Below are 14906 nucleotides of genomic sequence, written 5' to 3'. Positions count from 1 at the left end.
TGGGAGTTGCCGGTCGGACGTCCTTTGGTGGACCCGGCCGAACCTACCGGCCGGTGAGTGCTTGCTGTCAATACTCCTTTGACCTGCGGCATTTACCTGTTTCAGCAGGTCAGCGGGGAGGATCAGCTGGTTGTGACAGTGGCCGGGAAGCATCGGTCGGCGGTACGGAAACGCGGGTACATCACTCGTTCGGTCGCACGAACACCGTTCGCCCGCCCACGACGGTCCGCAGACAGACGGGCAGGGCCGCGCCGGGGGTCAGATCGGGCAGTCCCGGCGTCCCCGAACGCGGGTCGGTGGACCAGCGGGAGACCCGGTCGTCGGGGGCCTGGACGATCAGTTCCTCGGTGCGCCAGACCGCGTAGTCGGCGGGCGCGCCGGGGACGAGCACCCCCGTGTCGTCGCGGCCGACGGCGCGCCCGCCGCCGCGCGTGTGGGCGGTGAAGGCGGCGCGTACGGAGATCCGGTGGGCGGGTGTGCGGTGGAAGGCGGCGGCCCTGATGGTGCCCCAGGGGTCGAGCGCGGTCACGGGGCTGTCCGAGCCGAAGGCGAGCGGCACGCCGGCGCGCAGCAGGGCCGCGTACGGGTTGAGGGTGCCGGCGCGCGCCTCGCCGAGCCGGTCGGCGTACATGCTGTCCGTACCGCCCCACGCCGCGTCGAACGCGGGCTGGACGGAGGCGTTCAGGCCGAGTTCGGCGAAGGCGGCCACGGTCTCGGGGGTCAGCATCTCGGCGTGTTCGACCCGGTGGCGGGCGGCCCGGATCCTGGCCAGGCCGAGCACATCGGCGGCGGCGCGCGTCCCGGTGACGACGGCGCTGATCGCGGCGTCTCCGATGGCGTGGAAGCCGGCCTGGAGACCGGCCTCGGTGCAGGCCGTGACATGGGCGGCGATGTCGGCCGCTTCGAGGTTCGCGGTGCCGGTGTGGGGGGCGTCCGCGTACGGCTCGTGCAGCCAGGCGGTGTGCGAACCGAGCGAGCCGTCCACGAAGAGATCGCCCGCCGCGCCGATGGCGCCGAGTTCGCGGATGCGGGCCGCGCCCTTGGCGTCGCTGACGTGCTCGGCCCAGTAACCGTGGACACGGGGGCCGGTCTCGTCCTCGGCGAGCCGCAGCAGCCCTGTGAGGTCGTCCTCGGCGGAGATGTCGGGGCCCGCGCACTCGTGCAGCGTGCCGATGCCGAGCGACGCGGCGCGGGCGCGCGCGGCGCGCTGCGCCTCGGTGCGCTGCGCGGGGGTCACGGCGGCGTGTGCGGCGGCGCGCACGGCGTGGTGCGCGTCGCCGGTCAGCGGGGCGTCGCGATGAAATCCGGCCAGTTCGGTGACGCCGGGCACCAGATCGAGCAGGGCGGTGGTCACCACGGCCGAGTGGACGTCGACGCGCGTCAGGTAGAGCGGCCGGCCGTCGGCCGCCTCGTCGAGTTCCCGGCGGGTGGGCGCCCGGCGCTCGGGCCAGCGCGCGGCGTCCCAGCCGTGCCCGAGGAGGACGCGCTCGCCGGGGTGCGCGGTGCGGTGGGCGCGTACGAGCGCGAGCGCGTCCCCGAGGGTCGCCGCGCCGGACAGGTCGAGTCCGGTGAGGGCGAGGCCGGTCGCGGTGGTGTGGACGTGCGCGTCGGTGAACGCGGGGGTGACGAGGGCGCCTTCGAGGTCGACGGTCTCGTCGACACCGGCGGCGAAGGAGTCGGCGGCGCCTTCGGAGCCGACCCAGGCGACATGCCCGCGTTCGACGACCATCGCCGTGGCGAAGGGGTCGGCTGGGCTGTGTACGTCTCCACCGCGCAGCAGCACGGTGCGGGGTTCGCTCTGGGGGGCGGCACGATCGTTCATGCCGCCCAGTCTCCCGCCTCACGGTCACCCGACGGCGCGCAGGGGTCCGGCGATGCCAGGTCCGCCCGGTGGGCGGTTTCGTCCTCAAACGCCGGACGGGCTGGATCTGGCCCGCCCGGTGACTCCCCCCCGGCGAGTGAGCCGAAGGGGCGCGTCGGTGTCGAAAGGGAGAGCGCGCAGAGGCCCCGAGGAACGAGGGGCTGAGCACGGTCGACCGTCGACACCGACTTATAGCGCCCCGGAGGCGAACCGAGCCCTCAAAAAGAGGGTCTGCACGGTCGACCGTCGACACCGGCTTACAGCGCCCCGGAGGCGAACCGAGCCCTCAAAAATGCGGCGGCCGGGCTTCGTACGGCGTGGACAGGACCACCGTCGTACGGGTGGAGACCCCCGCCAGCGTGCGGATGCGGGTCAGCAGGTGCTCCAGTTCCAGCGGCGTCGCCACCCGCACCTTGAGGATGTAGTTCTCCTCGCCGGCCACGCTGTGGCACGCCTCGATCTCGGGGATCGGCGCCAGCCGTTCCGCGATGTCGTCGGGCGCGCTGGGGTCGAACGGCTTGACCGAGATGAACGCGGTCATCGGCAGCCCGACGGCTTCGGGGTCCACCACGGCGGCGTAGCCGCGTACGACTCCGCGCTGCTCCAGTCTGCGGACGCGCTGATGCACCGCCGACGTGGACAGCCCCGTGGCCTTGCCCAGGTCGGTGTAGCTCATCCGCCCGTCCTTGACGAGCAATTCCACGATCTGACGATCCAGCTCCTCCATGCGGATCAACCTATTGCCCGAGGTCGCTTCCGGCACAGCGGACGGCGTACCGGATCGTCACCTGCGCCGGGCATGTGACGAACACCACAGGTATGTCACCGGGTCGGTCGAGACCTTACGGTTACCTGCCTCGCGCGACGGGCATTGCTTGCTGTGGTCGAGGCCGCACGTGGCTGTCGGCCCACCCGAGGGGGAGTGTCTGCATGCAGAGCCTGAAGCGCGCCGGACGTATCGAACCGGAGCCCTTGGATCCCGTCGAGGCCGATGAGCTCGACTTCTACGACACCTTCGAGATGTTCCGGGTCGTGTGCCCGGACTGCTCCCAGCCGATCGCCCTGCTCGCGGACGAGGACAGCCTGCCGGAGCACGCGCTGTGCCCGAGTCCGTGGAATCCGTTCGTCCTCACCGTCTGCGCGGGTACGGGCCGTTCGGCCACGGACGCCGGGCCTGCCGACGCGTCGCTGGACGCCCAGGAGCAGGACACCGCACTGCTGCTGACGCTCCCTCAGGGACTGGACTGGCGCACCCAGCCGTTCTCCCACGCGGGCGGCCCGAGTTCACGCCCCGTCAAGCTGACGCATCTGCTTCGGCACGCCGCCTGACGTCTCGTCACGGTCCGCCTTCGAGCTGACTTCTCGTCAATCCACCTGCCCCGTCCGCCAGTTGGCGACAACCGACGGACGGACAAGTGCGACCGACGGACAGTCAGCGGGTTTCTGGTCCCGCGAGATGCCGCGCGATCACCATGCGCTGGATCTGGTTGGTGCCCTCGACGATCTGGAGCACCTTCGCCTCGCGCATGTAGCGCTCGACGGGGAAGTCGGCGGTGTAGCCGTAGCCGCCGAGCACCTGAACGGCGTCCGTGGTGACCTGCATCGCCGCGTCCGTGCAGAACAGCTTCGCCATCGCCGCCTGCCGGGAGAACGGCAGACCCGCGTCCCGCAGCCGTGCCGCAGCGAGGTACAGGGCGCGTCCGGCCTCGATCCGGGTGGCCATGTCGGCGAGCATGAAGCGCAGCCCCTGGAAGTCCGCGATGGGGCGGCCGAACTGCCGGCGGTCCGTCGCGTACTCCAGGGCGCCGTCGAGGGCCGCCTGAGCGACGCCCACGGCGCAGGCCGCGATCCCGAGACGGCCCGAGTCGAGCGCGGCGAGGGCGATCGCGAACCCCTGCCCCTCGTCGCCGATCCGCCGGTCGTCGCCGATCCGGACGCCGTCGAAGTGGAGTTGGGCGGTGGGCGAGCCTTTCATGCCCATCTTCTTCTCGGGCGCGGCGGCGACCAGCCCGTCGGCGTCACCGGGCACCAGAAACGCCGAGATGCCGCTCGCACCGTCGCCGCCGGTGCGGGCGAGCACGGTGTAGAAGTCGGCGACGCCGCCGTGGGTGATCCAGGCCTTGGTGCCGGTGATCACCCAGTCGTCGCCGTCCTTGACGGCCTTCGTGCGCAGTGAGGCCGCGTCGGAGCCCGAGGTGGGCTCGGAGAGGCAGTACGCGCCGAGCAGACCGCCGCCCAGCATGGCCGGTAGATACGTGGCCTGCTGCTCGGGGGTGCCGTACGAGGCGAGCGCGTGGCAGGCGAGGGAGTGGACGCTGACGCCGAGGCCGACGGTGAGACGGGCCGCGGCCAGCTCTTCGAGGACCTGGAGGTAGACCTCGTACGGCTGGTCGCCGCCGCCGTGTTCGGAGTCGTACGGGAGGCCGAGCAGTCCCGATTCGGAGAGGAGGGAGAAGTTCTCCCGCGGGAAGTGGCCCGCCTCCTCCTCTTCGGCCGCCGTGGGGACGATCTCCCGCTCGATGATGTCGCGTACGAGTGCGAGCAGGTCCTTGGACTCCTCGGTGGGCAGCTGACGTTCCACCGTTCGCGGGGCGCGGTCGGGCATGGCGGCGCTCTCCTCCCTGTCGGGACGCTACGACGGGCGGGCACGCTGGGTGTGGCGCGGGCCGCCGGCCGGGTCGAGGTCCGGGGGTGCCCCCGGACAGGAATACTGCCCAGCCGATGCTGCCTTCCCGGGTCACGGGCGCGGCTGACCAGCGGCTGTGGCGCGTTGAGTATGCCCGATCGGCGGGGCGCAGTCACGGGAGGTCAGCCCCGGCCACGGTTCCGCTTCGGTTCCGCTTCCGGGCACCAGGCGTCCACCCCGCGTTCCGTCCGGGGAGAAGTTAGTCCGCACCATTGACCCACTGGTCTAGTCCTTCTACCGTCCCGGTGAACACATTTCGCGTCCATGCCAAGTCGACACCGGCGTCATGGACCTCGATCTCCCTCCCCACGAGGAGACCTCATGGTCAGACCGCACCGTCCCCCCACCCGCTTCCGGGCGCTCGTCGCCGGAGTCTGCACGGCCGTGCTCGGCCTGTCCCTGCTGGCCGGCGCCGGTACCGCGGCGGCGGACCAGGAGAAGGCCCCGGCAGCCCCCACGGCCGCCGGTGAGAAGGTCATCGGATACTTCGCCAACTGGGGTGTCTACGACCGGAATTACCATGTCAAGAACATCCGGACCTCCGGGTCGGCCGACAAGCTGACGCATATCAACTACGCGTTCGGCAACGTCCAGGGCGGCAAGTGCACCATCGGTGACGCCTTCGCCGACTACGAGAAGGCCTACACCGCCGACCAGAGCGTCGACGGTGTGGCCGATGCCTGGGACCAGCCGCTTCGCGGCAACTTCAACCAGCTGCGCAAGCTCAAGGCGCTCAACCCCGACCTCAAGGTGATCTGGTCGTTCGGCGGCTGGTCCTGGTCGGGCGGCTTCGGTGAGGCGGCGAAGAACCCGGCCGCGTTCGCCAAGTCCTGCCGTGACCTGGTCGAGGACCCGCGCTGGGCCGATGTCTTCGACGGCATCGACATCGACTGGGAGTACCCGAACGCCTGCGGTCTGACCTGCGACACCAGCGGGCCCGACGCCTTCACGAACATGGTGTCGGCGCTCCGTACCGAATTCGGCGGCGACCTCGTCACGGCGGCCATCACCGCCGACGCGTCCGAGGGCGGCAAGATCGACGCCACCGACTACGGCTCGGCGGCCCAGTATCTCGACTGGTATCTGCCGATGACGTACGACTTCTTCGGCGCGTTCGCGGCGCAGGGCCCCACGGCTCCGCACTCGCCACTCACGTCGTACGACGGCATCCCGCAGGAGGGCTTCAACTCCGACGCGGCGATCACCAAGCTGAAGGCCAAGGGCGTCCCGGCCGAGAAGCTGCTGCTCGGCATCGGCTTCTACGGGCGCGGCTGGACCGGGGTCACCCAGGCCGAGCCGGGCGGCAGCGCGACGGGCGCGGCGGCCGGCACGTACGAGGCGGGCATCGAGGACTACAAGGTCCTGAAGAACACCTGCCCGGCCAACGGCACCGTGGCCGGTACGGCGTACGCGTACTGCGGCAACAACTGGTGGAGCTACGACACCCCCGCCACCATCGGCACCAAGATGAACTACAAGAACGAGCAGGGCCTGGGAGGCACCTTCTTCTGGGAGCTGAGCGGCGACACGACCGACGGTGAGCTGATCAAGGCGATCAACTAGCGCGGTCGAAAGGTGCCGGGCGGGGTGCGGAGGCGCGCCCCGCCCGGCATTCGTGTGTGAACCCGTCAGGTCAGCGGCCGGTGTACGGGCGGAAGTCCGGGTCCGGTGGCGGCGCCGGGCACTCCGGCGCGAACTCCTCGATCGTGTCGAGCGTGTGCCGCAGCATGCGCACCAGCAGATCGCGCGGGATCTCCCGCGTCAGCTCCTCGCGGTGCTCCAGCCATTCGAGGGTCAGCCACTCGACGCTGCTGAGCCAGCCGAGCAGGGCGAGCCTGGCTATCGGCGGGATGTCCTGCCGGCCGTAAGCGCCTTGGGCGACGGTGGCGACCAGCCCCGTTCGCACCGCGTCGCGGATCGCCTGCACCTGGGTGTCGAAACCGACGCCGCCCGTGATGATCGTCCGGTAGGCGGCCTCGTTGAACTGGGCGAACCGGAGATAGGCCTCGACGGTGCGCTGGACGCGCTGGGTGTTCGGGAGGTCGCCGCCGCCGGCGGCGAGCGAGACCAACTCCGTCACCGAGTCCTCGATGATGGCGAGGTAGTAGCCGCGCTTGTTCTTGAAGTAGTAGTAGATCAGCCCTTTGGCGACGCCGGCGTGCTGGGCGATGTCGTCCATCGACAGGGCGTCGTACGACGTGTTGGCGAACAACTTCCGGCCGGTGGCGATGAGTTCGGAGCGGCGCAACTGCGCCCGCTCGCTCTCGCCGCGCTGCTGCCTGTTGTTCAAGTCCGCGCTTCCCCGTCTCGGCCGTCACAGGAGATCCGCAGTATTGCAGACCCCCTGTGGCGTGCCGGGACCGGTGCCGCCGATGCCCTGCCGGCCTCAGCGCACGCCGACCGCCTCCAGTGCACTGCGCTGGGCGGCCGTCGGCTCCACCGGCCAGTAGAGGTAGCAGACGCCGCCGGTTCCCGAGACCACCGTGCCGGCGGCGTTGTAGCGCTTGGTCCGGAGCCAGATGTTCTCCCACTCGCGGCGCTTGTAGATCCGCCGTACGGCCGCGTTGCTCGGCGAGGCCGGGTCGTTGGCGACCACGTCTCCGGCGGCCGTGAAGCCGATCACGGTCATCAGATGGCCCGAGGTGCCGTAGCCCGCGCCGGTCAGCTCCTTCTCCAGGAACGACTGTGACGTTATGACCGGGATGCCCGCGCGGATCAGCCGCTCGACGTCGGTGAGCGAGCCGAGCCGGGTGACGACGGCGTTCATGTCCTTGTAGGTGGTCGCGTAGGCCGCGTTGAACGGCCAGTTGCCGCAGCCGTCGTACTGGTAGTCGAAGGTGTACCGGGCCGCGTGGCAGACCTGCGGGTCGGCGAAGTCCGGGTTCACCCAGGCGAGGTCGGCGGGGGTGGGCTTACGGCCCCAGTACTCGATGATCATCTGCGAGGACGTGGGGCTGCACCAGGCCTCGCCGCCGTTGTCGTACTCCGGGTACTGGCCGATGTGCGTGTTCTGCGAGTAGCGCGGCACGGTCAGCTCGCGCGCCACCTGGTGCTCGGCCGCCGGGACGGTGAACCGGTCAGGGATGTCCGAGGCCATCGCGCCGACCCGCCGGACCGTGGGCGTGAGCGTCGTGCCCGGCTTGCGGTAGAGCGTGAGGCGGAGCTGGTACGACACCAGCCGCAGACCGCTCGCCGGGTCGTCGATGGCGAACGTGTCGGTCCAGACGCTGCTGCGGTCGTCGCTCTGGTCGTCGACGGACGTACGGCGGATGTCACCGTCCCCGGCCGCCCAGCGGCCCATCACGTACCAGGGGGTCGCCGCACCGTCGGAGTAGGTGCCGCGCAGCTCGGTCTGGATCCAGGTGCCCGCGGGGGTGTCGGCGTTCCAGGAGGCGATCGCCTCGGTGGCGGGGACCTTGGAGCGGTGGACGGGCGAGGTCCAGGTGGCGTACTCCCAGGTGCTGGTCCTGCCGGTGTGCGGGTCGGCGTAGTCGGTGCTGCCCGCCGGGGTGGCGACGACCAGGCCGGACCGGGTGCCGGGGAGGACCTTGGTGCCGTTGCCCGTGCCGCCGCGCCAGTCGGTGGACGAGCTCCAGAACCGGTTGTCCACCGGCGTGCCCTCGCGGTGGCCGGCGGCCGGGGAGCCTGAGCGGGCGGACGGTGCGGAGGGCGGCGCGGCCAGGGCGGGCACGGCGGCGGAGAGCATGCCGGCGCCGGCCGCTGCGAGGGCGGTGGCGAGCACCGTACGGCGCGACGCCGGGCTGTTCCGGGAAGGAGCTGGGTTGTTCATGGGACCCCCGGGTCAGTGGTCAGGGTGCACAACAGTTCGTCAACTATCGCGGGTCCCGGACGGCTTCTGCCAGAGATACACCCCGCGTCGGCGGACCAATATTGGTCTCCACCAGTGACATGAGCCGCCGGCCCGAGCACCCGCTCCCCCGCATAGGGTGGCCCGGTGGACGACCTCACCGAAGCCGCCATGACCCTGCGCGCGCTGCCGCCCTCTTGCGGCCCGGTACGGCTGATCGCGATCGACGGCCACGCCGGTTCCGGCAAGAGCACCTTCGCCACGCGGCTCGCCGCCGCGCTCGGCGGGGCGCCCGTGCTGCGACTGGACGACCTGGCCACGCACGACGCGTTCTTCGACTGGACGCGGCGGCTCGCCGACGACGTGCTCGAACCGCTCGCGCACGGCACCAGCGCGCGGTACGCGCCGTACGACTGGACCCTGCGGCGCTTCCGTGCGCCCCGCCCTCTGCTCCCCGCGCCGGTCGTCCTGATCGAAGGGGTGGGCGCGGGCCGGGCGGCGGTACGGCCGCGGCTCGCGAGGCTGTTGTGGATGGACCGGGGCGCCGAGGAGTCATGGCGACGGGGCCGCGAGCGCGACGGATCCGGCCTCTCGGCCTTCTGGGACAGCTGGACACGGGCGGAGACGCGCCATTTCGCGGCCGATCCGTCGCGTCCTTACGCCGATGTTCTGGTGCGCGAGTGGCAGGAGGGATACAAGTGGCTGCCCGGAACTCCTGCGACCGCACGGCACGATGACTCCGTCACTCACGGTGATCGACCACTCCCTCCGTACTGAGCAGTCGGAAATCAGCCCCAAAGGTGCCTCAACTCGGCTTGACCAAGGGGTGGGACAGGTCTTACGTTCTCAATGTGCGGCTTTTCGGAGCCGTCGCAGACACGAAGCCCCCGGTTGTTCCCCCGTGATCGGGGGCTTCGTTCTGTCCTCTTCCGCCCCTCCCCGACGCCGTCCCCCACCCAGCGATCACCCTGGGTCACCGGTGTGTGCGGGGACGGCTGCGCCCTTAGTCGTGCACCCTCTGCGCAGGTACGATGCCCCTTGGTTGGGTTGGTCAGGGGTCAATTCCCGTCCACGACAAGGTGGTTCAGCACGCTCTGCCGACGGGCGCCCGCCCGGCGGGACATCACGGGGTCATGGTTTGTGGGGGGCCTGATGGACATCGGCACGCAGGGCGCGGGCGCCCCGGCCGATCTCGCGTGGGTGCGTGGTGTGGACGCCTACACGATGGGGGCGTACCCCCAGGCGGAGGAGGAGTTCCGGGAGGCCGTACGGCTCGATCCCGGAATGGCCGACGGCTGGCTCGGGTTGCACGCGCTGCGGGTCGACACCACGACCGCGCTGCTGCACATGTACCGCCACCGTGACCGCTTCGGCGAGCAGCGCTCCCAGCACCGCCGCACGCTCAACTCCTGGTACTGGCTGGGCTGGTGGGTGCAGCCCGTGCTGGAGAGCCGGCGCGATCTGCTGCTCGCGCACGCCTCGCACTGGCTCGACGGCCGGCATGTGCCCGAGCTGGACCGGGCGCTCGCCGGGCTGCCGCCCGTGGACGCCGATCCGCATGTGCGCTTCCTGCACGCCTGCCGCGCCTATCTGGTCAAGGACTGGGACCAGTTGGTGCGCCACACCGAATCCCTCGTCAACGACCCGCTGCTGGGCATCGAGGCGGGTCTCTTCGGCGGGATGGCACGCGTCCGGCTGGAGATGTACGGGCAGGCCGAGCCGCTGCTCGCGACCTCCCTGATGCGCTGTCGCAGCGAGCAGCCGCAGCGCAAGGAGCTGCGGTACTGGCTGGCCCGCGCGCACGAGGGGACCGGGCGCAGCGCCGCCGCGCTGCCGCTGTACCGGGCCGTGCACCGTATCGACCCCACCTTCATGGACACCGCCGCCCGGCTCGCCGCGATCACCGACTCCGACGGGTACGACGGGGCGGACGAGTCGACCGGTCTCGCGTCGGTCGCGCTGGCCGGTTTCGGCCAGGACGCGGTCGACGCCCAGTCCGACGGCGAGTATCCGCAAGGGGCGGACCCGCGGCCGGGCGTCGACGGGCAGTCCCCGTTCGGGGTGGGGGTCCCGGCGAACCCGGCGGACGCGACCGATCCGGCGGACGGGATACGGGAGAAGGCCCTCGTGCCGGCGCAGCCCGCTCCCCCGCGGTTCCCCGACCGCCCGACGGATCCGGTCCTGCTCGCGGAGGCGCTGGCCGAGTTGGAGCGGATGGTCGGCCTGGAGCCGGTCAAGCGGCAGGTCAAGGCGTTGTCCGCGCAGCTCAACATGGCGCGGTTACGGGCCGGTCAGGGGCTGCCCGTGCAGCCGCCCAAGCGTCACTTCGTCTTCTCCGGCCCCTCGGGCACCGGGAAGACGACCGTCGCGCGCATCCTCGGCCGGGTCTTCTACGCCCTCGGGCTGCTCGGCGGCGACCATCTGGTGGAGGCCCAACGAGCCGATCTCGTCGGTGAGTTCCTGGGCCAGACGGCGGTGAAGGCGAACGAGCTGATCGACTCGGCGATCGGCGGTGTGCTGTTCGTCGACGAGGCGTACAGCCTGGCCAACTCCGGTTACAGCAAGGGCGACGCGTACGGCGACGAGGCCCTTCAGGTGCTCCTGAAACGCGCCGAGGACAACCGGAACCATCTCGTGGTGATATTGGCCGGCTATCCGGAGGGCATGGACCGGCTGCTCGCCACCAACCCCGGACTGTCGTCCCGCTTCACGACGCGCGTCGACTTCCCCAGCTACCGCCCCCTCGAACTGACCGCGATCGGCGAGGTGTTGGCCGCCGAGAACGACGACGTGTGGGACGAGGAGGCGCTGGACGAGCTGCGCAGCATCAGCGGCCACGTGGTCGACCAGGGATGGATCGACGAGTTGGGCAACGGCCGCTTCCTGCGCACGCTGTACGAGAAGAGCTGCGCCTACCGCGATCTGCGGCTCTCCGGCTACAGCAGCACGCCGGGGCGCAACGACCTTGCCACGCTGCGGCTGCCGGATCTGATGCAGGCGTACGGCGAGGTGCTGTCGGGCCGGGGACCGGAGGACCGCGGGCGCGGCCCGGTGGATCCCCCGGCCCCCTGATCCGGCCTGATCGACAAGACACCTAGGGCGTGTTTTAGAAGTAGCGTCGTCCGCCCATTGGGCGGGGCCCACGGCGTCTGGTGCGTGCGATCGCAAGGCGGAGGATCATCCTCGTACTGGACGTACTTGGATGACTCCGACAACGCGGCGAGCGTGCGTGCCAGGCGTCGTGGGCCAGACGGGGCTTCTCAAACACGCCCTAGTGCGCGAGGACCTGATCCGACGGGTCGGGCGGGCCCGACGTGCCGGCGGTGCGAAGCGCCACCGGCAGCGTCGTCTCCCGGTGGGACGGGTCCCGTACCTCGCCGACGATCATTTCCAGTACGTCCTCCAGCGCGACGAGCCCCAGCACCCGGCCGGACGCGTCGGCGACCTGCGCCAGGTGTGTGGCGGCCCGGCGCATGACGGTGAGGGCGTCGTCCAGCGGCAGTTCGGCCCGCAGGGTCGTCATCGGCCGCCAGACGTGCTGCGGTACGGCACGCTCCCGGTCCTCCAGATCGAGGACGTCCTTGACGTGCACGTACCCCATGAACACCCCGGAGTTGTCGGCGCAGACCGGGAAGCGGGAGAAACCGGTGCGCACCGTCAGGTCCTCGATCTCGCGGGGCGTGACGGCGGGGGTCACCGTCACCAGTCCGGCCCGTGTGAGGAGGACGTCGGTGACCGGCCGGGAGCCGAGTTCCAGGGCGTCCTCCAGCCGCTCCTGCTCCTCCGGTTCGATGAGGCCGGCCTGGCCGGAGTCCTCCACGAGACGGTTGAGCTGTTCGCTGGTGAAGACGGCCTCCACCTCGTCCTTGGGCTCGACGCCGAAGGCCCGCAGGACCACCGTGGCGCAGGCGCCGAGGGCGGCGGTGACCGGACGGCAGAGCCGGGCGAAGCCGACGAGGCCGGGGCTCAGCCAGATCGCGGTCTTCTCCGGCGCGGCCATGGCGAGATTCTTCGGGACCATCTCGCCGATGACGAGGTGCAGGAAGACCACCGCGGCGAGGGCGACGAAGAAGCCCAGCGGATGGACAAGGCCCTCGGGCACATGGGCGGCGTGGAAGACCGGTTCGAGGAGATGAGCCACGGTGGGCTCGGCGACGGCGCCGAGCGTCAGGGAGCAGATGGTGATGCCGAACTGCGCGGCGGCCATCATCTGCGGAAGATTCTCCAGACCGTGCAGCACCTGTCTGGCGCGTGCCGATCCCTGGGCGGCCAGCGGCTCGATCTGGCTGCGCCGTACGGACACGAGCGCGAACTCGGCTCCGACGAAGAATCCGTTGGCGAGGACGAGCAGGACGGCGAAGAGAAGCTGGAGGACGCTCACCGGGCCGCCTCCACCTTCGCCGGGGCGGGTGCCGGGGCGGCGGCCAGGGCGGGTGTCACCGCTGCGGCCGAAGCCGGGACCTTGACCGTGGCCGTGGCCGGCGGCGGGGCCGGCACGTCGCCGGTGCGCACCAGCCGGACCCGCTCGGCCCGGTAGCGCCCGACCTGCCGGACGGAGAGCCGCCAGCCGGGCAGTTCCGCGCGGTCGCCCGGCGCGGGGATACGGCCCAGCAGATCGGCGACCAGTCCCGCCACCGTCTCGTACGGCCCGTCCGGGACTTCGAGCCCTATCCGCTGGAGGGTGAGGACCCGGCAGCTGCCCTCGGCGTCCCAGGTGGGACGGCCGTCGTCGGTGGCGACGGAGACGAGTTCGGGGCGCCCGTCGCCCTCGTTGTCGTGCTCGTCCAGGACCTCGCCGACCAGCTCCTCGACGATGTCCTCAAGGGTGACGACCCCGGCCGTACCGCCGTACTCGTCGACGACCACGGCGATGGGCTGCTCGCTGCGCAGCCGCTCCAGGAGCTGCCGCACCGGCACCGTCTCCGGGACGAGCTGGGCCTGCACGGTGATCCGGCCGACCGGCACCCGCTGCCGCTCGTGGGCGGGGACGGCGAGCGCGTCCTTGAGGTGGGCCATGCCGACGATCTCGTCGATGCGCTCCCGGTAGACGGGGAAGCGCGACAGTCCGGTGGCGCGGGTCAGGTTGAGCACGTCGGCCACCGTGGCGTCCGACTGGAGGGCTATGACCTTCACGCGCGGGGTCATCACGTGCTGCGCGGTGAGATGGCCGAGGGACAGGGTCCGTACGAACAGGTCCGCCGTGTCCTGTTCGAGCGCGCCGGCCAGCGCGGAGTGTCTGGCCAGCGAGACCAGCTCACCGGGCGTACGGGCCGAGGCCAGCTCGTCGGTCGGCTCGACGCCGAACAGCCGCACCAGCCGGTTGGCCACCGCGTTGAGCAGGGTGATGACGGGCCGGAAGACGGTGGCGAACAGATGCTGCGGTCCGGCGACGAAGCGCGCGACCTGCAACGGCCTGGAGACCGCCCAGTTCTTCGGGACGAGCTCGCCGATGACCATCTGGACGGCGGAGGCGAGGAGCACGCCGGTCACCACGGCGACGCCGGACACGGCCCCTTCGGGGAGACCGGTGGCCGTGAGAGGGCCGTCGAGCAGCTGGGCGAGCGCGGGCTCGGCGAGCATGCCGACGACGAGTGAGGTGATGGTGATGCCGAGCTGGGTGCCGGAGAGCTGGAAGGACAGCTCCCGCAGGGAGCGGACGACGGCACGGGCGCGGCGGTCGCCCGCCGCGGCGGCGCGTTCGGCGTCCGGCCGGTCCACGGTCACGAGACCGAACTCGGCCGCCACGAAGAATCCGTTGGCGAGGATGAGAAGGAATGCCGCGGCGAGCAGCAGCAGGGGGATGGTCATGCCGCCGCCTCTTCGAAGGCGGCGGCGCGGGTACTACCGGATGATCCGTCCATTGCTGGAGGGAGTCACTCCTCGGGTCGCAGGATGCCCCGCGGGCCGGAACTCACGGCCGTCGGACGCGGGGCGGGGCGCACTTGGCGCCTCCGCCACCAGGGTAGCCACTGCGGCGACCACCGCAATGTTCACGCGGGACCGGTGTCCGTGGATGTGTCCGTGGATGTGTCCGTGGATGTGTCCGTGGATGTGTCCGGGCCGGAGTCCGTGGACGTGTCGTCGCCGGTGCCGCGCGACTCCGCGAGGGCGCGCAGGGCGCGTGCGTCACGTACGGCCTTCTGCTTGGCGATTCCGGGCTGGATGCCGAGCACGGGCAGGCTGGTGCCGTCGCTGAGGTCGAGGAAGACCCACGGGTCGCCGACCCGCAGATTGACCCGCAGGATCTCGGCCCACGCCAGCCGCCGGACACGGGTGAGATTGACGACGGTGACGCCCGTGTCGTCGGCGACCACCTTGGGACGGCTCAGCAGGCACAGCACTCCGAAGAAGAGCAGCCCGACGAAGATGAAGCTGACGCGCTCCCCCGCGTTCAGCTTCTCCAGCGTCAGGGACATGGCCGTGATGACGCAGAGCATGACCGTCCCGACGGACAGCAGAACGGCACGGGTGCCGTTCGGCCGGAACGTCACGGGCAGGGCGGGCGGGTCGGGGAGCGCGGGGCGGGGGGCCGGCACGGGCATCAGGTGTGA

The 14906-nt window shown here is 71.1% G+C and carries 11 protein-coding genes and 1 pseudogene; 4 read left to right on the top strand and 8 right to left on the bottom strand.

All coding sequences use genetic code 11. The annotated features are described in order from the left end of the window. Positions 1–181: 181 nt before the first annotated feature. Together ACIBLA_RS12910 and ACIBLA_RS12905 are read right to left on the bottom strand one after the other, a co-directional pair. The gene (locus tag ACIBLA_RS12910) at positions 182–1822 is read right to left on the bottom strand and encodes an amidohydrolase (protein WP_399198548.1); all 1641 of its coding nucleotides are present in this window, start codon (positions 1820–1822) and stop codon (positions 182–184) included. A gap of 325 nt (positions 1823–2147) precedes the next feature. Continuing rightward, positions 2148–2588 carry an Lrp/AsnC family transcriptional regulator gene (locus tag ACIBLA_RS12905; RefSeq protein WP_363244690.1) on the bottom strand — a complete coding sequence of 147 codons (441 nt, stop codon included), beginning with the start codon at positions 2586–2588 and terminating at the stop codon, positions 2148–2150. A gap of 203 nt (positions 2589–2791) precedes the next feature. On the opposite strand from ACIBLA_RS12905, the gene ACIBLA_RS12900 reads away from it, so the two are divergent. Then, on the top strand, positions 2792–3190 hold the full coding sequence (locus tag ACIBLA_RS12900; protein WP_363244691.1) for a hypothetical protein: 399 nt from the start codon (positions 2792–2794) through the stop codon (positions 3188–3190). Positions 3191–3293: 103 nt separating this feature from the next. Here the strand turns inward: ACIBLA_RS12900 and ACIBLA_RS12895 are convergent, their stop codons facing one another. After that, positions 3294–4466, bottom strand: coding sequence for an acyl-CoA dehydrogenase family protein (locus tag ACIBLA_RS12895; protein ID WP_363244692.1), 1173 nt, complete (start codon positions 4464–4466; stop codon positions 3294–3296). A 402-nt stretch (positions 4467–4868) separates the two neighbouring features. Between ACIBLA_RS12895 and ACIBLA_RS12890 the strand changes: the two genes are divergently transcribed. Then, a complete protein-coding gene (locus tag ACIBLA_RS12890; RefSeq protein ID WP_363244693.1) occupies positions 4869–6110 on the top strand; it encodes a glycoside hydrolase family 18 protein in 1242 nt (413 codons plus the stop codon). Between the two features lie 70 nt (positions 6111–6180). Here the strand turns inward: ACIBLA_RS12890 and ACIBLA_RS12885 are convergent, their stop codons facing one another. After that, positions 6181–6837 carry a TetR/AcrR family transcriptional regulator gene (locus ACIBLA_RS12885; protein WP_399198547.1) on the bottom strand — a complete coding sequence of 219 codons (657 nt, stop codon included), beginning with the start codon at positions 6835–6837 and terminating at the stop codon, positions 6181–6183. A gap of 96 nt (positions 6838–6933) precedes the next feature. Then, the gene (locus tag ACIBLA_RS12880) at positions 6934–8337 is read right to left on the bottom strand and encodes a peptidase C39 family protein (protein WP_399198546.1); all 1404 of its coding nucleotides are present in this window, start codon (positions 8335–8337) and stop codon (positions 6934–6936) included. A 165-nt stretch (positions 8338–8502) separates the two neighbouring features. Between ACIBLA_RS12880 and ACIBLA_RS12875 the strand changes: the two genes are divergently transcribed. Next, entirely contained in the window at positions 8503–9132 is a 630-nt protein-coding gene (locus ACIBLA_RS12875) for a hypothetical protein (RefSeq protein ID WP_363244797.1), read from the top strand. Between the two features lie 375 nt (positions 9133–9507). Then, complete coding sequence (locus tag ACIBLA_RS12870; RefSeq protein ID WP_399198545.1) at positions 9508–11427, top strand: AAA family ATPase; 1920 nt, start codon at positions 9508–9510, stop codon at positions 11425–11427. A gap of 199 nt (positions 11428–11626) precedes the next feature. On the opposite strand, the gene ACIBLA_RS12865 is transcribed toward ACIBLA_RS12870, so the two are convergent. From ACIBLA_RS12865 to ACIBLA_RS12855, 3 genes and pseudogenes are all read right to left on the bottom strand, one after another. Next, positions 11627–12736 carry a hemolysin family protein gene (locus ACIBLA_RS12865; RefSeq protein ID WP_363244799.1) on the bottom strand — a complete coding sequence of 370 codons (1110 nt, stop codon included), beginning with the start codon at positions 12734–12736 and terminating at the stop codon, positions 11627–11629. Further along, positions 12733–14163: a hemolysin family protein gene (locus tag ACIBLA_RS12860; protein ID WP_399198544.1), complete on the bottom strand. Its 1431-nt coding sequence runs from the start codon at positions 14161–14163 to the stop codon at positions 12733–12735. The genes ACIBLA_RS12865 and ACIBLA_RS12860 overlap by 4 nt, the downstream gene beginning before the upstream one ends. Before the next feature lie 269 nt (positions 14164–14432). After that, a pseudogene (locus tag ACIBLA_RS12855) lies at positions 14433–14897 on the bottom strand (PH domain-containing protein); the annotation flags it as partial. Positions 14898–14906 lie beyond the last annotated feature (9 nt).

The sequence above is a fragment of the Streptomyces sp. NPDC050433 genome, assembly GCF_044458565.1.
Classification (GTDB): Bacteria; Actinomycetota; Actinomycetes; order Streptomycetales; family Streptomycetaceae; genus Streptomyces.
Note: the sequence above shows the minus strand (reverse complement) of the source record. Positions and strands in the feature narration are given on the sequence as shown.